Here is a 16,139-nt window from a genome sequence, read left to right as displayed (position 1 = left end):
CGTTGATGACATCAAACCGGCCCGGATAGGCGTCTGCGATCTCCTGCAGCGCGGGCAGGCAGCGGCTGTCTTTCTCCACTGCCAGCACCCGGCGGGCGCCTTCGGCCAGCAGGCCGCGGGTGAGGCCGCCGGGGCCGGGGCCGATTTCCAGCACGTCGCAATCTGATAGGTCGCCGGCCTGCCGCGCGATCTTGGCGGTGAGGTTCAGATCCAGCAGAAAGTTCTGGCCCAGCGATTTGCGCGCCGACAATTGATGCGTTGCGATCACTTCACGCAGAGGGGGAAGGGAGTCGATAGCGCTCATATCATCTGTACCTTGGGACAGGGCGCGGGCCGTGCGCCGGATTTTTCATGCCTCCGGCGGGAATATTTGCCGCCAGAAGAAGAATCAAGGGCTGGCAGCCATCCGCTGCGCCAGCTTCAGGGCCTCGATCAGGCTGGTGGGATTGGCCCGACCGGTGCCTGCAATATCAAAAGCGGTGCCGTGATCGGGTGAAGTACGGATGAAGGGCAGGCCAAGGGTCACGTTGACGCCGCGGTCGAAATCCAGCGTCTTGATCGGGATCAGCGCTTGGTCGTGATACATGCAGACCGCCGCGTCATAGCGGGCGCGGGCGGCGGCGTGGAACATCGTGTCGGCGGGGTGCGGGCCGGTGACAGCCAGCCCTTCGCCTTGCATCTGGGTGATCAGGGCGTTGATCCAATCCAGTTCCTCATGGCCCATGGCGCCGCCTTCGCCGGCATGCGGGTTAAGCCCGGCGACGGCGATGCGGGGCGCGGCGATGCCGAACTGGCTGCGCAGTCCCGCGGCGGTGATTTCGATGGTCTCGTGCAGCAGCTCGGGGGTCAGAGCCTTGGGGACTTCGGACAGAGCGATGTGGATGGTGGCGGGCACCACCCGCAACCGGTCGCTGGCCAGCATCATCACCACCCGGCTGCGGCCCGCGAGTGCGGCCAGGAATTCGGTGTGGCCGGGATAGGAAAAGCCGGCACCGTCGATCAGCGCCTTTTTGTGGATCGGGGCGGTGCAGACAGCGGCGGCTTCGCCGCTCTGGACCAGTTGGACGGCGGTTTCGATGGACCGGATGACACCGGCGGCATTGGCCGGGTCGGCAGTGCCCCTGGCCGCGCTGCCGGCGAAAGCGAGGGGCAGCACCGGAAAACTGTCTGCGCAGGCCGCGGCAGCCGCAGATGGGGCGGCGATTTCCTTGAACGGGGTGCCTTCCGGCAGGTGGCGCGGATCGCCGATCCAGAAGAACGGGCAAGAACTGCGGAGGGCCTCCCAGGCCTTGACGGCGATTTCCGGGCCGATGCCTGCGGGCTCGCCGCAGCTGAGAGCAATCGGCCCGGGCCGGCTCATTTGATGTCGATCCGGGCGTCGGCGCGCAGCTGTTCGAGATAGCTGCCGGCCAGCGAGGCCATCCGCTGCGCCGTCAGCGCATTGGCCACGGTTTCGCGGGAGCTGTCCTCGCCCAGATCGGCGGTGCGGCCGCAGAGCATCAGCACCAACAGCGTCTGGCCGTTATTGCGGGTCAGCGCAGTAGAGGTCTCACCCGGGTCCAGTTTGGCCAGTTCCAAGGCGACATCGCCGGGGATATCAGACGGCGGCAGGCTTTGCACATCCAGAACAGAGGGATCCTGGCCCTGGGCCAGCCCATAGAAATCCTCGCAGGTGTCGATGCTGTTTACCACCTTTTGCGCCGCGGCAAGCCCCTCGGGCGTGCGGCCGCCGGGCACGTGATATGCGGCGTATTCGATCGCGGAGAAGCGCGGTGCCGCGCCTTCGACCTCTCGCACGCCGCGCATCTGGAACAGGGCTACTGCGCTTTGCAGCGGCAGTGGTTCGGAAATCTCGCCCGGCTTCAGGGCCAGTACAACCTCTTGCAGCTGCGGCGGCAGCTTGGTCAGCGGCATCCAGGGCAGGCGGCCCCCGTCGTTGCGGCTGCCTGCGGCGGAATATTGGGTGGCGGCGGCCGAGAAGCTGTCGTAGCCCTTGAGCCGGGCAACCTGTTCGATCAGCTCTTCGACCTGGGCTGCGTTCTGTTCGTTGATCGGAACGATGAATTCGCTGAGCAAAACCTGGACGCTGCCGGTTCCGGCCGACCCCATGGCGCGGTCAATCTCAACCGGAGTGGGGCGGGCGCGGGACAGGAAGCGGGCGCGGGTATATTCCCGCCAGCCCAGCCCGACCTTGGTGAAATCGCGCAGGGTTTGCGGTTCGACCCCCTGCTGCTGCAGTGCGGTCAGGAAGTCGTTCAGCGACAGGTTGGCGCGTCCGGCCAGTTCTTCCATGCCGGCGGTGATTTCGTCATCGGTCAATTCGATCCCGGCCTGTTCCAGCTCGGCGAGTTTGAGCCGGTCGTTGATCAGCTCCTCGCGGGCGGTGTCCAAAGGATCGCCGGGCACCCGCAGCGCCGACTGGAAGCGGGCGCGCTGTTCCAGCTCGTACCGGGTGATGACTTCGTCATTCACGGTGATGGCCGGGGCAAATAGGTTTTGTGCTTCCGCCGGCAGGCCGGTCCAGGAAAGCCCCGCGGCCAGCGCCAGCGCGGCTGCGGTTTTGAAAGCACGGGAGAGGAAAGGAGCCGGGAACCGGGTATTCACGTCTTGCTGCATGACCGCCTGTACTGTTTGCTGCCGCTCTTTACGGAAAATCCGCTGAGGGAAATGGTAAAGCCGAAATCTGTTGTCGGCTCAACACTTGTTGTTGAGGTATAGCGGCGGTTAACGGAAAGGTCGACCGTCACGCATTCGTTGCGGTACGCCACGCCGAGGCCAGCGCGGGTGGCACGGGCGCCGGAAATATCATAGCGCAGCCGGGCGCTGGCGGACCAGCTGGGGTTGATGTCATAGCTGCCGTCCACCCACAGTTCCGAGCTTTCCTCAGTCCGGTCCTCATCGGGGTCGGTGCCGAGCCACAGATAGGTGCCGGAGAGGCTGGAGCGGCTGGTGCGCCAGTCGCCGCGCAGTTCAGCCTTGGAAAAATTCAGCGCGCCGTTCAGCAAGCCGCGGGTGGAAAGGGCCAGCCCGTCGCCGAATTTGATCTGACCTGCCAGCAGGAAGTCGGAAGAGGTGCCGCTGAGGCCGGAGCTTTTGGTGAACCGGCTGTCGCCGTCGCTTCGCAGCACCTGGCCGGCTGTGACATAGGCCTGCCAGCCGGTGGGCGCATAACGCGCCCAGTTGGCGCCGTAGACCAGGGTCAGTCCGTCCTCGCGGGCGTCGGTGGAGGGAAACCGGGACAGCGACAAGAGATTGCCCTGGTCAAACTCGACAAAACGGCTTTCCTCGGTGACCACATTGCCTCCGCCTTCGTCGCGCCAGCCCAGCTGCAGAATCGGCTCCAGGTATTGGGTGGCGCCGCCTGCGTCGCGGCGGCTCATCGGCAGGCGTAAGGTCAGCGCGGTGCGCGGGGTCAGGCGGGTGACCTCTTCGTTGTAGACACTGTCATCATAGGCCCGGAAGGCGTCTGCTGCGGCGCCGAGTTCCCATTCCGCCAGGATGCCGGAACCCAGGCGCCAGCTGCGGCGCCAGTCGATATCGGCCGTGAGCCGTGCAAGATCGCGGCCGTTGCTGTCAGTGGCGGTGCCGTCGATGCTGGAACTGCGGCGGTGGCCATGGCCCTGCAGGGTCAGCCGCAGCTCGCCGCCGGTGAGGGCGGGATGGTGGCGGGTCTGATAAAAGGCTTCAGCAATTCCGGAAGGGATGTTTGCCTGTTGTTCGCTGAGGCGCAGGGTTTTGTAATGGGTCAGGGACGCGCGGAACAGGCTGTCGCGTTTGGCGCGGGACAGCACCGCTTCGGACCGCAGACGGTCCAGTTCCGGCAGCCCGTAGTCTTCAAGATAAGCATCGTCCGAAACCGCCTTGACGTCGAAAGTAAGCCGGAAGTCCCGCGGCAGATCGAACTGGCCTTCGCCAAAGATGTAGCCGCGGTCCTCGCCGGGAAACAGGTCGTCGCGGGTGTAGGCGCCGTTGAATTCGATCCGGCCGCGGCGGAAGGCCTGGCGGTAGCGGACGTCCAGCGTCTGGGTGCTGGAGGAGATATAGGGCGCCAGTGTCAGGTCGCGGTGCGGGCCGAGGGTGAAGAAGTAGGGCACTTTGACCCCGGTGCCGAGGTTCGAGGTGGAGCGCAGCGACGGGATCAGGAAGCCGCTGGCGCGCTCCAGTGAGGGATCCGGCAGGCGCAGCGCCGGGAAGTAGAAGACCGGGACGTCCAGAACACGCAGCTGGGCGCCCTCGAAATAAAGCTGGCGTTCCTGCTGGTCGTGGGTCACCCGCTCGGCTCGGATCTGCCAGAGCGGCGGGCGGCCGTCTTCGCAGACGTGGCAGGAGGTGACGGCGGTCTTGTACAGCTGGGTGTAACGGCCGCTGACTCGAGTCATTTGAAGCGAGGCCAGCTGCAGCTGCTGCTGGAACACCATGCGGGCGCCGGTCAAGAGGCCGTTGCGCAGGTCGCTGTCCAGCTCGGCGGCATCGGCCAGGATGGTGATATCGCCTTCCTGGTCGATACGGATAGGGCCTTCGATCTGCAGGGTGCCGGTGGTCTGGTCAAAAGTGATCTTTTCTGCGCGCAGCCGGGTGTTGCCCTGAAACGCTTCGACGTTGCCTTCGGCCACCAGGATGCGGTCCGGGGTGATGAAGACCTGATCTGCAACCAGCATTGCGGGTTGCGCAGGATCAGGCGGCGTCGCGGTCTGCGCCTGCGGGGCAGGGGCGGACAGCGCCAGCCAGGGCAGCACAGCAGAAAGAAGCAATGCGCGGCGCAAGTTACCCGTCTTCGGCATGGAGGAGCAGTCCCAAGGTCAAAAGTATCGCGGCGGCGGGCGGCGCCCAGGCGGCCAGGGCCACCGGGATTTGCCCGTTCTCTCCAAGGATTTGCGCGAAATTGCGGATGAAATAAAGCCCGAATCCCAGGAGCACCGCCATGAGCACCGCCAGCCCGGTGCCGCCGAAGCGCGCGTGCCGCATGGTAAAGGACGCCCCGACAAGCACCATGGCGATCAGAAACAGGGGGCGGGCCAGCTCTGCCTGATAGCGGACCTCGTAGCGTTTGGTTGTAAAGCCTGCGGCAGACAATTCGCGGATAGTGGAGGGCAGATCGTAGATCGAGATGCCGCTGGCCGTGCCCAGCGTATCACGGATCCGGTCGGTGGTCAGTGTTGTGGGCAACCGCAGCTCGTCATGCCGGGCGGCATTGGAATCGGGGTTGATGCCTGCTGCCAGCGGCCAGGATTTGACGTTCGACAGGACCCAGTTGTTGCCGTCCAGCCGGGCGCTGTCGGCGATGATGCGGCGGACCAGGCCGCCGGACTTGGTGTAGGCGTGGATCGACACGTCAAGCAAAGTGATATCCGCAGCGTCGCCGCTGTAGCCTTTGGCGTGGATGACCGCTTGCCCCCTGGCCCCGCCCTGGCGCAGCCACAGACCTTCGCCGGACAGCGATAGCGCTGACGGTCCGCCGTTGTGATAGGTTTCGGTCAGATCCTGGTAGCGGTTGGCGGTTGCCGCCGCGATCGGGTTCAGCATGGTGACCGCCAGGGCGCCGATAGCAGCGGCCACCATTACCGGTGCCGCCAGCGCACGGATGCCGGACCGGCCGATGGCGCGGGTCACCACCAGCTCGCTGCTGCGGGCGAGGCCGACAAACAGCACGATGGTCGACAGGATCATGATCAGCGGCAGGAACTCCGACAGCGCCGCCGGGATGTTCAGCAGGGTCAGCCCCAGCAGCTGGGCCAGGCTGAGATCGATCGCCTCGAAGCGGCGGATCTGCTCATTCAGGTCGATCAGCACCACCAGCGTCATCAGAACTGCGCAGATCACCAGGAACCATTGCAGGAAGCGGCGGGCGTAATAGAAGTCCAGCTTCATGAAGGCGCCTCCGCCCGGGTCCGTTTGGGCCGGACTGACAGAACCAGGAAGATCAGCGCCACGGCCAGTCCCAGAAAGGTCGGCAGATAGATCAGCGGCCACAGGCTGGGATTTTGCAGAACCGGCTCCGAGACAATCCCGCGCAAGCCCTCGACAAAGATCAGCACAACAAAGGCCAGGAAGGCCTGGCGCCAAACGCCGAAACGCGAGAAGGTGCCCAGCATCAGGGCGGAAAACCCGATCAGGGCGACGGCCACACAGACCAGAGCACGGGCAAAGCGCAGGTGCAGTTCCTCGGCTTGGGCGCCTGCGGAATAGCCATCGCTGCGGGTGATGGCCTGGGTGCTGGTCATCAGCTCCAGGCTTGGGATCGCACGGATGTTGCGCGCCGGGTTTTCAGACCTCCGGGCGAGTGCGCTGATATCATATGAAAAATCCGAGAAGAACGTGGTCGAAAGCCGTTGTGTCTGATTGTCCAGCCGCTGCGCCATGCCGTCGACCATGATCAGATGAGCGCTGCCTTCGTCGCGCACCAGAAAGGCGCGGGCACCGGTATAGGTCAACGTGGTTGCCGGGTCGCGGCGGTCAGACAGGAAGACGTCGTTCAAGGTGCCGTCCGGGTCGATCTGGCGGATATAGAAGGTGACACCGTCTGCCGGGTGCAGGAAATCGCCCTCGCTCAGCAGCTTGGCGGTGATGTTGCGGGAGACCTCGCTTTCGCGCACCTCCAGCTGGCTGATCGAGGCCGGCAGCAGGTAGTGGGTCAGCGCCGACATCATCAGAGCGGTGATGACGCCAAAGGCCAGCGCCGGCCGCGCCATCTGCCAGGGGCTGGTGCCGGTGGCGCGCAGCACAGTCAGCTCGCTTTCGCTGTTCAGCCGGTTGGTCACCCAGACCGAGGCGCCGAAGGCGGCAATCGGCAGCACCATGCGGATGAGGTTCGGCAAGGTGAGGGCGGTGAATTCGAGGAACACCAAAGCCGACTGCCCGTTGCCGATCAGCCGGTCGAACAGCACAACAGCCCGGTTGACCCAGAACACGGCCACCAGAATCAGCGCAAAAAAGCCGAAGAAGAGCAGATATTGTGACAGCACGTATCTGTCGTAGCGTGACACCCGATCCCCCCAGACCATTGTGATTTTGCGGAACATTAGTGGATTTGGCCGGCGGGGAAAACTGCATTCTCGCAAGCGGCCTCATTCGGCGGCGGATCGCGGCTGCCGCGGGCGCAAAGGCGGGTCTGGCCAAGCGCCTCTGCGCAGGATACCTCTTACCCAAGAGCCATATGAAACCAGCAGGAGCATGCGAGAATGAGCAGCCTTACCCCGATCCGTTTTGCCGAGTACGACCCACAGGCACTGCCGGAAATGACCGGCCGCGTGGCGGTGATGGTGACGCCCGATGGCAGCATGGATCAAGCGGCGCGCACGGCCAACCGGCTGAGCAAAGGGGCAATTGCCCGGCTGATCGAATCGGATGGTTTCAAGAAGGCCAAGGCAGGGGATGTGATCTCGCTTGGCTGGCCTGCTGGCATGCAGGCCGAGGCGCTGGATGTGCTGGTTCTGCCGCGCAAGCTGACCCCGGTGGAGGCGCGCCAGGCAGGTGCCAAACTGGCCAAAGGGGCCGCAGGCAAGCGTCTGACGGTAATGGCCGGCAGTATGAACAAGGCTGCTGACCTCACACTGGGCATTGCGCTGCGAAACTATGGCTTTGACAATCATAAGACCCCTGCCGAAGACAAATCCGAAGGCGAGGTGGTGATTGCCGCGAAAGTGCCGTCCGATCTGGAAGCTGCCTGCGGACCGTTACTGGCCGTAGCGGAAGGCGTTCACATGACCCGGGATCTGGTCAATGAGCCCGCCAATGTGCTGACAACCACGGAATTCGCCCGCCGCATTGAGGAAATGAAAGACATCGGCCTTGAGGTCGAGGTCCTGGAGGAGGCGGATCTGGAAAAGCTTGGCATGCGCACGCTGCTGAGCGTCGGCCAGGGGTCTGACAGCCCCTCAAAAGTGGCGGTGATGCAGTGGAAAGGCGGCGCCGGGGATGCAGCTCCGCTGGCACTGGTCGGCAAGGGCGTGGTGTTTGATACCGGCGGTATCTCCCTGAAACCTGCAGGCGGCATGGAAGACATGACGATGGACATGGGCGGCGCCGGTGTTGTGGCCGGCACGATGAAGGCGCTGGCGCTGCGCAAAGCCAAGGCCAATGTGGTTGGTCTGGTCGGGCTGGTGGAAAACATGCCTTCGGGCAATGCCACCCGTCCGGGCGATGTGGTGAAATCGATGAAGGGCGACACGGTCGAGATTATCAACACCGACGCCGAAGGCCGTTTGGTTCTGTGCGACGTCCTGTGGTATGCGCAGGAACGGTTCAAGCCTGCCGGCGTGGTTGATCTGGCGACCCTGACCGGCGCGATCATCATCGGGCTGGGGCATGAGAATGCCGGCGTGTTCTCGAACGATGACGATCTGTGCAATGCCTTCCTTAAGGCCGCGCATTCCGAGGATGAGGGCGCCTGGCGGATGCCGTTGGGCAAAGCCTATGACGATCAGTTGAAATCGCGCATTGCCGATATGAAAAACGTCGGCGGGCGTCCTGCGGGCTCAATCACTGCGGCGCAGTTTTTGCAGCGTTTCATTAAGGACGGCATGCCCTGGATCCATCTGGACATCGCCGGTGTGGCCGCGGTCAAGGAGGATACGGATTATGCGCCCAAAGGCGCCACCGGCTGGGGCGTGATGGCGCTGAACCGTCTGGTCGCGGATAAGTTCGAGGCGGAATAAGCATTCATGGGGGCTGCCTACTTCTATCATCTGACCCGCAGGCCGCTGGAGGAGACCCTGCCGGTCCTTCTGGGCAAGGCGCGCGGGGCGGGCTGGCGCATTGCGGTGCGCGGGCGCGACCCCCAGCGGATGGCCTGGCTGGATGACCGGTTGTGGCTGGGGCCGGAGGACAGTTTTTTGCCCCATGGCCTTGCAGGCGGCCCCCATGATGCGCTGCAGCCGGTTCTGCTTACCGTAGGACCCGAGGCAGCCAATTCCCCCAACTGTGTGATGGCGGTGGATGGCGCCGCGGTCAGCGCGGATGAGGTGCAGACGCTGAGCCGTGTCTGCATTCTGTTTGACGGCACCGATCCGGAAGCCGTGCAGCACGCCCGCAGCCAGTGGAAAACCCTAACCGATGCAGGCTGTTCCGCCCAGTACTGGTCAGAAGAAAGCGGCCGCTGGGAGAAGAAGGCCGAGAAATAGGCCGGGACACCGGCAAGTTCGCCCGCTGTATCGGCAGGATTTTGCCAATTCCCTACAGGTTTGTTTCAGTTTGGCAGGAAATGCTCGCGCCAAAGGCTCTGCCGCAGTACGTCTCCTGGTCAAAAAGATCAGAACAAAATCCAGGACACTGGGGGACAGATGAAAAAGACACCTGTGTTCCGTCGGGCGCGGCTGTTGCCGTTTGTTGGGGCGGGGCTTCTGTTGCTGGCCAATTGCGGGGATATTCAAGGCGGATCGGTGGCCCGCGCCGAGGCTGAGGCCGCGCGGCTGGAATACGCGGTTCAAGAAGTTCAGTCATTGCAATCCAGGGGGCGCCGTGTCTGGTGCGTGCCCTTTGCCCGCAACGCCAGCGGGATCGAGATCTTCGGCAATGCGAAAACCTGGTGGGGGCAGGCCAAAGGACAGTTCAGCCGCGGTCAGAAGCCGCAATCGGGTGCGGTGATGGCCTTCCGGGCGACCCGCTCCAATCCGCTGGGCCATGTTGCTGTGGTGTCCAAGGTTGAGGATCCGCGCAGGATCCGGGTCAATCACGCAAACTGGCGCCGCAACAAGGTGTCGCTGGGAATGGCGGTCATCGACGTATCGGCCGAAAACGACTGGTCCGCGGTGCGCCTGGAGAGCAATCCGGGGGCCTTCGGGCGGGTCTATCCGGTCAACGGCTTCATTCTGCCGGTACTTGACGAAGGGTGATCGTTGGGGAGCGGCGCTGCCCTCCTGGCGGTCCGGCCAATTCACCCAAGGGTATTTCGTGCAACAGAAAGAAAACGCCTCTGGCTTCTTTCTGGCCCGGAATACTGCTGCCGGAGGCCTGCGCTGCCCAGGCACCTGGTCAGCGTGTCAGCACCAATGCGCCATTGCGGATTTCGATGCTGGACCAGCGCTGCAGGTAACCCATGCCCAGCAGGGATTGCTCCAGCTCGCCCTGGTTCACCCACACGCGCACGTCTGTGTCGGTGATGCCGCCCAGCGACATTTCTTCGATCCAGACCGAGGCCGTGCGCACCTCGCCATTGGCGGTGCGGGCGCGGCCGAGATAGGCGAGGGCGTCGGTGTCGATGCCGGCACGCTTGGCATCGCGCGCGTTCAGTACAACTTCGCTGGCGCCGGTGTCGACCAGAAACGGGACGGCGGCGCCATTCACCTCCAGCGTCAGATAGTAATGCCCGTCAGGCGCGCGCGGCACTTCGACCCTCCCGGCATCCACCGCGACGCTTTGCTGCGGGCGCACGGTTTGGCGGATGTCCTCCCACAGCCCGTAGGAGGCGATCACACCCAGAAAGATGAAGCCCCAGACAGCAAACATCTGCAGGGATTTGCCGATGTTTTGGCGGTTTTGCAGAAACACCCAGAACCCGACTGCAACCAGCAGGACAACCAGATAGATGACCCGCCCGATTTCATATTCGCCCATCTGCGCACCTCCTGCATATAATGTAGGCGGGCCGGGACGTTATGCTAGCCTGCAAATCCAAAAGCACGCAGCCCGTCGAGCACGAACTGGACGGAAAGCGCCGCCAGAAGCATGCCCAGGAGACGGGTCACGACGGTGATGCCGGTCTTGCCCAGCATGCGTTCGAACAGGCCGGAAAACAGGCACATCACCAAGAGGATCGCCAGCACCGCAACCACCACGCCCATCACCATGGCAAAGCCGGCAATGCCAGGCTGCTGGCCCGCCAGCAGAATGACGGTGGCAATGGACCCGGGGCCTGCAATCAGCGGGATCGCCAGCGGGAAGATGGAGGGGTCCTCAGAATCATCCTCCTCGCTGCGGTCTTCGCGCCGCTTGTTGCGGCGTTCAAACAGCATGTCGAGCGCGGTGAGGAACAACAGCACGCCCCCCGCAATGCGGAAGGCAGGCATGGAAATTCCTGCAAAGCCGAGCACCGCCTCGCCAAACGCCGCAAACAGCGCAAGCAGAATTGCCGCAGTGATGGTGGAGCGCAGAGCAATCGCGCGCCGCTGTGCCGGCGTCATCCCCTGAGTCAGCGCCAGAAAGATCGGGGTCAGGCCGATCGGGTCAACGATGACAAACAGTGTGACAAAGGAGGTGATCAGAAACGCCGTATCGATCATTGCGCCTCTGCTTTTTCCAGTTTCTCCACCGCTTTCAGCCAAAGCTCCTCGGCGCGGTCCTGCGCCTCCATCACCTCGGCATATTTGCGCTGCCAGACAACAGCTTCGTCCTTGCGCCCGTCGTCATAGAGGGCAGGATCCGCCAGTTTCTTGGCGAGTTTGTCGCGCATCTCGCTGACTTTTTCGAGCCGGGCTTCGCCTTTGCGCACGTCGGCGCGCAGGGCCAGGATCGCGTCGCGGGTGGGGCGCTTGGGCTTTGCCGCCTTGGGCTTGCCTGCGGGTTTGTCGCGGGTCAGCAGCAGATCGCGGTAGGCCGGCAGGTCGCCCTCGAACGGTTTCACGGTGCCGCCCGACACCAGCCACAGCCGGTCTGCGACCAGGCTGAGCAGATGCATGTCGTGGCTGACCAGAATGACCGCGCCGGAATAGGCGGTCAGCGCTTCGACCAAAGCTTCGCGGCTTTCGATATCCAGGTGGTTGGTCGGCTCATCAAGGATCAGCAGATGCGGGGCGGGCAGGGTGGCCAGCAACAGCGACAGCCGCGCTTTTTGGCCGCCGGAAAGACGTCCCACCTCGGTATCAGCCTGATCCGACCCCAGGCCGAACCCGGCCAGCCGGGCGCGCAGGCGGGCCTGGCCTTCATCCGGGCGTTCGCGCTGCAAATGCTGCAGCGGGGTTTCGTCGATGTGCAGCTCATCCACCTGGTGCTGAGCAAAGAAGCCAATCCGCAGCTTGCCGGACTGGGTCATCTTGCCGGCCATCACATCCAGACGGCCTGACAGCATCTTGGACAGGGTGGACTTACCCTCGCCGTTCTTGCCGAAGAGCGCGATACGGTCGTCCTGATCGATGCGCAGATCCAGCCGGCTGAGGATCGGGGTGCCGTCGTACCCGACCGAGGCGCCCTCGGTTGCGATGATCGGTGGCGACAGCTCCTCGGGTTCGGGAAAAGTGAAAACGGTGCGCGCGGCGTCTTCGGGCGCGCGGATGGTCTCCATCTTTTCCAGCATCTTCACCCGGCTTTGCGCCTGTTTGGCTTTGCTGGCTTTGGCTTTGAACCTGTCGACAAAGGCCTGCAGATGGGCGCGGCGGGCATCCTGTTTTTTGGCTTGGGCAGCCTGATTGGCGCGGTTGGCAGCGCGCTGGCGGGCAAACTGGTCATAGTTGCCGGAGTAATAGGTGAGGCCAAGCTCTTCGAGATGCAGAATGCCGTTCACCGAGCGGTTCAGCAGCTCGCGGTCGTGGCTGATGATGATCACTGTGTGCGGGTATTTTACCAGATAGGCTTCGAGCCACAGCGCGCCTTCAAGATCCAAATAGTTGGTCGGTTCATCAAGCAGCAGCAGATCAGGCTGGGAAAACAGCACCGCCGCAAGGGCGACGCGCATCCGCCAGCCGCCCGAATAGTCGGAGCAGGGGCGTTGCTGGGCGGCGTAGTCAAACCCGAGACCTTTGAGGATGGCGGCGGCGCGGGCCTCGGCCGACCAGGCATCGATATCTGACAGGCGGGTTTGAATTTCGGCAATCCGGGCGGGATCCTGCGCGGTCTCAGACTCGGCCATCAATTCGGCACGTTCGGTATCTGCCGCGAGCACCGTATCAATCAGCGACACGTTTGACGATGGCGCTTCCTGCGCGATGCCGCCGATCCGGGCCCGGCTGGGCAGGGAAATGGCGCCGGATTCCAGCGACAGCTCATTGCGGATCAGCCGGAACAGCGTGGTCTTGCCGGTGCCGTTGCGGCCGACCAGTCCAACCTTGTGGCCAGTGGGGATCGTGGCGCTGGCGCCATCGAACAAAAGACGGCCTTCGACCGCGTAGGATATATCGCTGATACGTAACATAGGCCGAGCACTGCTGTACTGTCTGGCCCTTGTCAATGGGGCAGGCCATGTGCAGGGCACCGGCGGCCGCTGGATGTGGCAGGGTTATTTCAGATCGGCGGGGGGACCGGCAAGGGCACAGGGCGCCGAGCCGGCAGGCTGCGCACCGCCTTTGCGGCTGCGTCAACGCTGCGCAATCCCCTCTTTATCCTGTCACAGAGCCATGCTATCGGAGCGGCAATTCGTAACGGGCCGGGCATGATGTCCGGCTTTTCAGCACAGGAGTCTGCCCCATGGCACTGGAACGCACTTTTTCGATCATCAAACCCGACGCAACCCGCCGCAACCTGACCGGCGCAATCAACGCCAAATTCGAAGAAGCCGGCCTGCGTGTCGTGGCGCAAAAGCGCATTCACCTGACCAAAGCCCAGGCAGGCGAGTTCTACAAAGTGCACGCCGAGCGCCCCTTCTACGATGAGCTGTGCGAATTCATGGCCTCCGCTCCGATCGTCGCGCAGGTTCTGGAAGGTGAAAACGCCATCGCCAAAAACCGCGAAGTGATGGGCGCCACCAACCCGGCAGACGCCGCGGCCGGCACCATCCGCGCCGAATTCGCTGAATCGGTAGGCGAAAACTCCGTTCACGGCTCCGACGCACCGGAAACCGCCGCGGTTGAGATCGCCTACTTCTTCTCCGGCCTCGAGCTGGTCGGCTAAGCCGCAGGCTTACCGGATGGTTTAAAGGCCGCGCCGGGCAACCGGCGCGGTCTTTTTTATGACTGAGACCGAGTGGGCCGCTCACTGTTCCTGCGATGCGGATGCACAGCAGTGGCCTGCCGCAGTGCGGTCCGTTTGGAAACGCCGCGCCGAGCAGGACGTTTCGCCATCGGCTCATCCTGCGCGGCTGTGTGTTCCAGGTGGCGGCGCAGCAGGGCAACATTGCGGACGTTAGCCTTCCAGCCAATGTCGAACAGGTCGCCGATCAACGGGATCGCTCCCACAAGCGCATCAATGCCGATATTGGCGGCCATACGCGCCAGCGTTGCTTTTGAAGCGCCCATGCGGTGGCCTGAAAGCAGGATGTAGGCGGCTGGCAGCAGCGCCATGATGTCGCCCGCGCCGGGGACAAGGCCCAGAATACTGTCCCAGCCGACCCGCGTGCCGATCAGCGGAATCCGGAACGCGCGGTCCATGCGATGGGCCAGGCTTTCCAGCGACCGCAGCTGGTCCTTGTGAAGCGCAGCTTTAGGCACGTTCAGGCGTCTTAGCGATAATCCAGACAGCGTGCACGATGCCCGGGATGTAGCCGAGGATGGTCAGCAGGATGTTCAGCCAGAAATGCTTGCCCAGGCCGACCTGCAGAAACACGCCAAGCGGCGGCAGAATGACTGCAAGAATGATGCGGATCAGGTCCATCGAGGATCTCCTTTGGTTGGTGTTCCCTTGATGACCTAACCCTCGGATCTCCCATTCGGTTCCGCCCTGCTATTTGCGCGGGACAACCCCGATCATGTCCAGGGCCGCTTCGAAGGCTGCCTTCTGCGTATCAAAGCTGCTGGCCTTGATCTCGTCAAAACGCTGGCGAAGCTCTTCTTTCTCCTTGCCCTTGCAATCGTTCCACGGCCTACCCTGCAGAGCCATCACCAGCACGTAGTAGCCGATGAAATGCGGCCGGGTGCCGGTTTGCAGCAGCCTGGCATAGGCTGCGTCAGCGCCGATGGCATGCAGATCCTCGGCCGAGGAGATACCGGCGCGGTGGCAGGCTTCCTCGTAAGCGGGGCCTAGGTTGCGGATGGAAGAGATAGGAGTGTTCATGTTTTGTTTCTAACTGGTCCGAGCGGTGTTGTCACGCGGCAATCCGGCATCTTTGACACTGGCGCGGCGCCGTCCTGACGCTGGGTTTTGTCCCGAAGGCGGATTGACAGTCGCATTTGCCGCAGAAATTCTGGCGGCAAGGCCAGCGGGAGGGTGTCAGGTGAGTGGCGGACAGCACGGATCTGTGAACATTGAGGAGTTTGACCTGGCAAACCCGCCGGAGGGTTTTCTGGAGGATCCCTTTCCCTTTTATGATGCTTTGCTGCGCGGGGCGCCGGTTCTGCCGCAGCCGGATGGATCACTGCTGGTCTGCCGCCATGCCGATCTGGACAGGATCTACCGGGACACCACGCTGTTTTCCTCGGACAAGAAGACGGTTTTTGCGCCAAAGTTCGGCGCGGGTTCGCCGTTGTTTGAGCATCACACCACGTCCCTGGTGTTTTCAGACCCGCCGCTGCACACGCGGGTGCGCAGGATCATGACCTCGGCGCTGACGCCGCGGGCGCTTGCCAGGATGGAGCCGGGGCTGGTTGAGACGGTTGATCACTTGCTGGACAAATTGGAAGGGGCGGCCAAGGTGGATTTGATTGAGGATTTTGCGGCCTCCATTCCGATCCAGATTATCGGCAATCTGCTGGACGTGCCGATGGCGGAGCGGGCGCCGCTGCGCGATTGGTCACTGGCGATCCTGGGCGCGCTGGAGCCTACGCTGAAGGCTGATCAGCTGGCGGCCGGTCACCGGGCGGTGGAGGCATTCAAGGCTTATCTGCAGGACCTGATCGCCCGGCGGCGGGCCAGCCCGGGGAATATCGAAACCGACGTTCTGACGCGGCTGATCAACGGCGAGGGGGCTGATGGCACTCTCAGCGAGGTTGAGCTGATACAGAATTGCATCTTTATACTGAATGCAGGCCACGAGACGACCACCAATCTGATCGGTAATGGATTGGCGCTGCTGAATGATCATCCGGACCAAAAACAGCGGCTGCTGGAGCAGCCGGACCTGATCAAACCCGCTGTCGAGGAAGTTCTGCGGTTCCGTTCGCCCAATCAGCTGGGCAACCGGGAAACCACGGCGGAGGTGGAAATCGGCGGCATGAAAGTCCCTGCGGGGACCAACTTGCATCTGCTGATCGGCGCGGCGAACCGGGATCCGGAGGTGTTTGACAAGCCTGGCGACTTTGATGCCGGGCGGACGCCGAACCGGCATTTGGCGTTTGCCGGCGGGCCGCATGTCTGTGTCGGGCTGACGCTGGCGCGGCTGGAGGGGAGGATCGCCATTGAAC

At 63.3% G+C, this 16,139-nt stretch carries 17 protein-coding genes; 5 read left to right on the top strand and 12 right to left on the bottom strand.

The annotated features are described in order from the left end of the window. From VOI29_RS13245 to lptF, 6 genes are all read right to left on the bottom strand, one after another. On the bottom strand, window positions 1-304 hold a 304-nt coding region (locus tag VOI29_RS13245), incomplete at its 3' end, for an rRNA adenine N-6-methyltransferase family protein (protein ID WP_323779450.1). 84 nt (window positions 305-388) lie between these two features. After that, window positions 389-1,360 carry a 4-hydroxythreonine-4-phosphate dehydrogenase PdxA gene (gene pdxA / locus VOI29_RS13240; RefSeq protein WP_323779448.1) on the bottom strand — a complete coding sequence of 324 codons (972 nt, stop codon included), beginning with the start codon at window positions 1,358-1,360 and terminating at the stop codon, window positions 389-391. After that, complete coding sequence (locus tag VOI29_RS13235; protein WP_323779446.1) at window positions 1,357-2,616, bottom strand: peptidylprolyl isomerase; 1,260 nt, start codon at window positions 2,614-2,616, stop codon at window positions 1,357-1,359. The genes pdxA and VOI29_RS13235 overlap by 4 nt, the downstream gene beginning before the upstream one ends. Beyond that, window positions 2,601-4,781 carry an LPS-assembly protein LptD gene (locus VOI29_RS13230; RefSeq protein WP_323779443.1) on the bottom strand — a complete coding sequence of 727 codons (2,181 nt, stop codon included), beginning with the start codon at window positions 4,779-4,781 and terminating at the stop codon, window positions 2,601-2,603. Before VOI29_RS13230 ends, VOI29_RS13235 begins: the two co-directional genes overlap by 16 nt. After that, window positions 4,765-5,868 (bottom strand): LPS export ABC transporter permease LptG, encoded by a 1,104-nt coding sequence (gene lptG / locus VOI29_RS13225; RefSeq protein ID WP_323779441.1) that lies wholly within the window; start codon window positions 5,866-5,868, stop codon window positions 4,765-4,767. Before lptG ends, VOI29_RS13230 begins: the two co-directional genes overlap by 17 nt. Further along, a complete protein-coding gene (gene lptF, locus VOI29_RS13220; protein ID WP_323779451.1) occupies window positions 5,865-6,983 on the bottom strand; it encodes an LPS export ABC transporter permease LptF in 1,119 nt (372 codons plus the stop codon). Before lptF ends, lptG begins: the two co-directional genes overlap by 4 nt. Before the next feature lie 195 nt (window positions 6,984-7,178). Here lptF and VOI29_RS13215 point away from each other — a divergent pair, with 195 nt between their 5' ends. The 3 genes from VOI29_RS13215 to VOI29_RS13205 all read left to right on the top strand — a co-directional run bounded on the left by VOI29_RS13215 (window position 7,179) and on the right by VOI29_RS13205 (window position 9,830). After that, on the top strand, window positions 7,179-8,654 hold the full coding sequence (locus tag VOI29_RS13215) for a leucyl aminopeptidase (RefSeq protein ID WP_323779439.1): 1,476 nt from the start codon (window positions 7,179-7,181) through the stop codon (window positions 8,652-8,654). Between the two features lie 6 nt (window positions 8,655-8,660). Continuing rightward, entirely contained in the window at window positions 8,661-9,119 is a 459-nt protein-coding gene (locus VOI29_RS13210; RefSeq protein WP_323779437.1) for a DNA polymerase III subunit chi, read from the top strand. A gap of 159 nt (window positions 9,120-9,278) precedes the next feature. Then, window positions 9,279-9,830: a CHAP domain-containing protein gene (locus VOI29_RS13205; protein WP_323779436.1), complete on the top strand. Its 552-nt coding sequence runs from the start codon at window positions 9,279-9,281 to the stop codon at window positions 9,828-9,830. Window positions 9,831-9,969: 139 nt separating this feature from the next. On the opposite strand, the gene VOI29_RS13200 is transcribed toward VOI29_RS13205, so the two are convergent. The 3 genes from VOI29_RS13200 to VOI29_RS13190 are packed head-to-tail and all read right to left on the bottom strand — an operon-like array spanning window position 9,970 to window position 13,060. After that, window positions 9,970-10,551: a retropepsin-like aspartic protease family protein gene (locus VOI29_RS13200; RefSeq protein WP_323779434.1), complete on the bottom strand. Its 582-nt coding sequence runs from the start codon at window positions 10,549-10,551 to the stop codon at window positions 9,970-9,972. 44 nt (window positions 10,552-10,595) lie between these two features. After that, on the bottom strand, window positions 10,596-11,216 hold the full coding sequence (locus VOI29_RS13195; protein ID WP_323779432.1) for a MarC family protein: 621 nt from the start codon (window positions 11,214-11,216) through the stop codon (window positions 10,596-10,598). Further along, on the bottom strand, window positions 11,213-13,060 hold the full coding sequence (locus tag VOI29_RS13190) for an ABC-F family ATP-binding cassette domain-containing protein (RefSeq protein WP_323779430.1): 1,848 nt from the start codon (window positions 13,058-13,060) through the stop codon (window positions 11,213-11,215). The genes VOI29_RS13195 and VOI29_RS13190 overlap by 4 nt, the downstream gene beginning before the upstream one ends. Before the next feature lie 272 nt (window positions 13,061-13,332). Between VOI29_RS13190 and ndk the strand changes: the two genes are divergently transcribed. Then, window positions 13,333-13,755 (top strand): nucleoside-diphosphate kinase, encoded by a 423-nt coding sequence (gene ndk / locus VOI29_RS13185; RefSeq protein ID WP_019298521.1) that lies wholly within the window; start codon window positions 13,333-13,335, stop codon window positions 13,753-13,755. Between the two features lie 56 nt (window positions 13,756-13,811). Here the strand turns inward: ndk and VOI29_RS13180 are convergent, their stop codons facing one another. The 3 genes from VOI29_RS13180 to VOI29_RS13170 all read right to left on the bottom strand — a co-directional run bounded on the left by VOI29_RS13180 (window position 13,812) and on the right by VOI29_RS13170 (window position 14,853). Further along, a complete protein-coding gene (locus VOI29_RS13180) occupies window positions 13,812-14,291 on the bottom strand; it encodes a DUF4112 domain-containing protein (protein WP_323779428.1) in 480 nt (159 codons plus the stop codon). Next, a complete protein-coding gene (locus VOI29_RS13175; RefSeq protein WP_024090373.1) occupies window positions 14,284-14,454 on the bottom strand; it encodes a YqaE/Pmp3 family membrane protein in 171 nt (56 codons plus the stop codon). The genes VOI29_RS13180 and VOI29_RS13175 overlap by 8 nt, the downstream gene beginning before the upstream one ends. A 69-nt stretch (window positions 14,455-14,523) precedes the next feature. Continuing rightward, window positions 14,524-14,853, bottom strand: coding sequence for a TfoX/Sxy family protein (locus VOI29_RS13170; protein ID WP_323779426.1), 330 nt, complete (start codon window positions 14,851-14,853; stop codon window positions 14,524-14,526). A gap of 160 nt (window positions 14,854-15,013) precedes the next feature. Between VOI29_RS13170 and VOI29_RS13165 the strand changes: the two genes are divergently transcribed. Then, window positions 15,014-16,139, top strand: a 1,126-nt coding sequence (locus VOI29_RS13165) for a cytochrome P450 (RefSeq protein ID WP_323779424.1), incomplete at its 3' end; no start/stop codon positions are given.

The organism is Leisingera sp. (genome assembly GCF_034669605.1).
Lineage (GTDB): Bacteria > Pseudomonadota > Alphaproteobacteria > Rhodobacterales > Rhodobacteraceae > Leisingera.
This window is presented reverse-complemented; position numbering and strand designations above follow the sequence as displayed.